We start from the raw sequence: 3589 nt of genomic DNA on the forward strand, positions 1-3589 counted from the left end.
TCCTTATCTGGTAAGAGACTTAATTGATTAGTTCGCTCTAGATCAAAAACAATCGACAAAAATCGCTAAATGCCTTTCTATATAAGGGTTACATCCAATATAACCCCCGTCCATTGCATAACACAAACCGAAGAGCCGTAAATCCGCCCCAAATAAAGATCATTGTCAAGGCAAAAGCAGTTATTTTTTTGCCAATATCTCGTTCGGCAATGTCCTTGTTTAAAATTACTATAAGGACCATAAATAATGGTACAAGCAGCAAAAAATAACGATCAAAAGCATACTTTATTCCCAAAAGAAAAAGATAAACTAATATCGCAGAAATTATTAGTAAATTCAACCATTTTTCTGATTCAGAAAAGGTTTGCAATATCCCTGAGCATAAATAGTAAAGCAATAAAAGCGCTCCAACTACACCAATCGCCGTCATCATCAACCAAAATATTTTTAAGCCAAGGGAATAGGGGGGATAATTTACCTTCAAGATATAAGTATCTCGAAGGGTTAAAGGGCCTAAGCCAAAATAAACTAGGACATTACCGATGAAGGGCATAGTTTTGCCTTGCTGGATCAATTTACCCATCACGACAACAAAAAAGCTAGATAAAGCTAAGAGCGTTATTCTTTGGTGTTGGCGCGATATTTCCTTAAATTTCCCAGAAAAAAATATCGCTATGAATGGGAAAATAAAACAACCAATTGAAATAATTAGAATATGGTTGCCAAAATCTAATTTTTGCATATTCATCAACACATTCTCCATTATTAAAAGAGTCCGCTCTTTAGATTCAAGCCATTGTTGATACAATTTATAGAGTAAGATTACCAAGGAAACCATCAGAGAACTGCCCAACAAAATTTTTAATTTTTTGTCCAAAAGATCGCTAGGGCAAGGAAGACTAAACAACTCAGGTATATAATTGAAATCATTAAAATGTGGTTGCCGAAATCTAATTTTCCTATAGCTATCAATACCTTCTCTGCTATTATAGTCAGGGTATTCTCTGCTGTTAAAGGCATGCGTCCTGTAGAATAAAGCCATTTTTGATACAGTTCATGTAGTAAAATTCCTGATAAAAATATCAGGGAACTGCCCAATAAAATTTTTAATTTAAATCTTTGTTTAAACGAGTATGCTAGGGCAAATGATAAAAGAATAATAATTGCGTATTGACGGATTAAAATCGTGATATAAGCGAGGCAAATACCGAGAATAATTTCCATAGTTGATTCCCGCTTCAATCCCCTGATCAGAAAATAGAAAGATAGGATACTTAAAGCCAGAAAAGGAACGTCGGTCATAAAGCTGTTAGCTAATCCAAAGTATAGAGGATTAACCACTATCAGCAAAGCGCCCAACCAAGAGATTTTCTGATTGGCATTAACTTCTCTAAGCAGTCCATAAGTACCAATCGCACCGATTAATCCTAAGGTTAAAGTTGAGAAGCGTAATGCAGTAAATGAAAATCCAAAAGGAAGGCAAAATAAGGCTCCCCAAAAGGCTTGAAAAAATAGGTTAGCATGGGCTGGACTGGGAAGGCGGAAATCACCTTTCTCCAGAATCGATTTTACTGCCAGTCCATAAACCCAGTCATCATTAAGAGGAAAATTACCCAAAGGATTGACGACAATTACCATCACAGTCCATATGGCAATAATTATTAAAATATTGACAATATCAGCTTTTTTTGGATGACTAAAATAAATCCAACTCATTACATCTGTTTTGTTCATGGCTCTAATCTTACGAAAGGAAAATAGCGGAATTCGAGTAATTTAGTCACGACTGCTCGTGTTGCTCCGAGAATAGCGACTCGCACTGGCCGAGACAGGGGGCTGACTTGCGGGGAAATTTAGGCACAAAACACCAAGATAACATGGCGAAGTAAGCTTCATTTATCTCTGACTCGGAGGGGGTTGTCTGTTTCATTGCCAATCTCTCAACGTCAAGTGCCGACTCTGTAGCGATTATAATCGATGTGATCTGTATTGAGCGTTTAAGTCCCAATAATTGCTCTGTAGTGGATATTTCTACAAATTTGAGCTGCAACCCAGCCAATCGAGGTTAAAGATGGCCCGATAGATGGGATTATGGACCCGCAGCCGGCCTTGGTCTTTGATCACTAACCCCGATAAAAGTAACTCTTTTTCTGGAGGGCTATCCTCGGCAATCACCTCTTTTTCCCTTAAAATCCGTTCATAGAGTCTCAGGAGCAACTGGGAGCGATGACTGTTGAGAAGCCGATCGCGAATAGTCCGCAGATGTTCCGGTTCATCCTGAGCCTCCCAATTGTCAATGATCTTCTTCTGTACCAAGTCCTCAATCCAGGAGGCCTCACCATTGGGGGGAATCGGCGAGGCGGCGGTGCGAATTAACTGACAGAGTTTTTGGGTCAGAAAAGGTTGACCGTTTGTCCAAGCAAAGACTTCTTTTAAGACAGTTTGCGGGTTACTAACTTTCTCGGCCAATCCGCGCAGTAAAGGCTGGGCTTCGTGTTCCTTAAAACCCTCCAATTGAATCGAATGACCGATATTAAAAGGAGTGATTTGGTGGTCGGTAATTAAATCGGAGGGGGTGACAACACCGAAGAAAGCGAAGGTCAAACGCCGATAGAGCGGGTTAAAACCACGCTGGTTATAGCAGGAACGAATCAGGGCAAAAAAGTCATTAACCGCGAAATTTAAGCCCAAAACGCTATCAATTTCATCGATAAAAATCGTGATCGGTTTCGGGGGAGAACCTTCCACGATCCCCACTTCCAGCAATAACACTTCTTCGATAAATTCGCCCAAGCGCTGTACTGCCGAGACATCTTCCCGTTCTTGCCACCAAGCTTTGAGATTGACCCTTTTGAGCAGTCCAAAACGTCGCCCTAACTCGAAGGCTATCCCCTTGTACCATTGGTCGGGAGTGACATTTTCGCTGCCGATGCGGGTTAAATCAATGGGAGCGCAACAGATGCCCTCGTGTTGGAGGTGATCGATCATGCGTACCATTAAACTAGACTTACCCATTTGACGGGGATTGAGAACATAGCAAAAATCGCCGCGTTTGAGGGCTTTATAGAGATAACGGTCGGCGGCGCGGACCACGTAGGTGGGGGCATCCATGGGCAAACTGCCCCCCACTTGGTAGTCAAAGGTGCTAGATTCTTCGCTACTTCTGAGCAGTTCATTTTCAAATAGTAATTCTGCTTGGGTGGCCTTGAGAATTTCTAGGGTTTGGCTGAGTTCTAGGGTGCGCTCCTGCACTTTCTGTTCTAGGGTGCGGCTATACTCGGCTAATTCTTCGGTAAAGCGAATCCGTTCCGCTTCCGCCTGTTTTCGTTCGGTAATATCGGTAAAAGCGGCGATCGCATAGATAATTGCTCCTTTTTCGTCAAAAACGGGCGTGGCATACACTTCTAGGGGAATAATCTTCTCTCCTTGGTGAACTTCTATATCATCCACCGTGTTTTTTTCCCCCCTTAAAGCTCGGACAATCGGATGGTATTCTGTGGGATACAATCGCTCGGTTCCAGCTTGATATAACTGATAGGTTTTCCCCAACTGATTAGCCGTGGTGATATTAACTATCCCTTTTCCTAAA

At 41.6% G+C, this 3589-nt stretch carries 4 protein-coding genes; all 4 read right to left on the minus strand.

The features are described from left to right. Positions 1-88: 88 nt before the first annotated feature. Positions 89-877, minus strand: coding sequence for a hypothetical protein (locus PX481_RS22310; RefSeq protein WP_288096103.1), 789 nt, complete (start codon positions 875-877; stop codon positions 89-91). Further along, positions 862-1734 (minus strand): ArnT family glycosyltransferase, encoded by an 873-nt coding sequence (locus PX481_RS22315; protein ID WP_288096105.1) that lies wholly within the window; start codon positions 1732-1734, stop codon positions 862-864. Before PX481_RS22315 ends, PX481_RS22310 begins: the two co-directional genes overlap by 16 nt. Before the next feature lie 46 nt (positions 1735-1780). Next, positions 1781-1930, minus strand: coding sequence for a hypothetical protein (locus PX481_RS22320; protein WP_158499357.1), 150 nt, complete (start codon positions 1928-1930; stop codon positions 1781-1783). Positions 1931-2031: 101 nt separating this feature from the next. After that, positions 2032-3589: AAA-like domain-containing protein (locus PX481_RS22325; RefSeq protein ID WP_288096108.1), on the minus strand; the 1558-nt coding region annotated here is incomplete at its 5' end.

The sequence above is a fragment of the Microcystis sp. M53603_WE2 genome, from assembly GCF_030065435.1.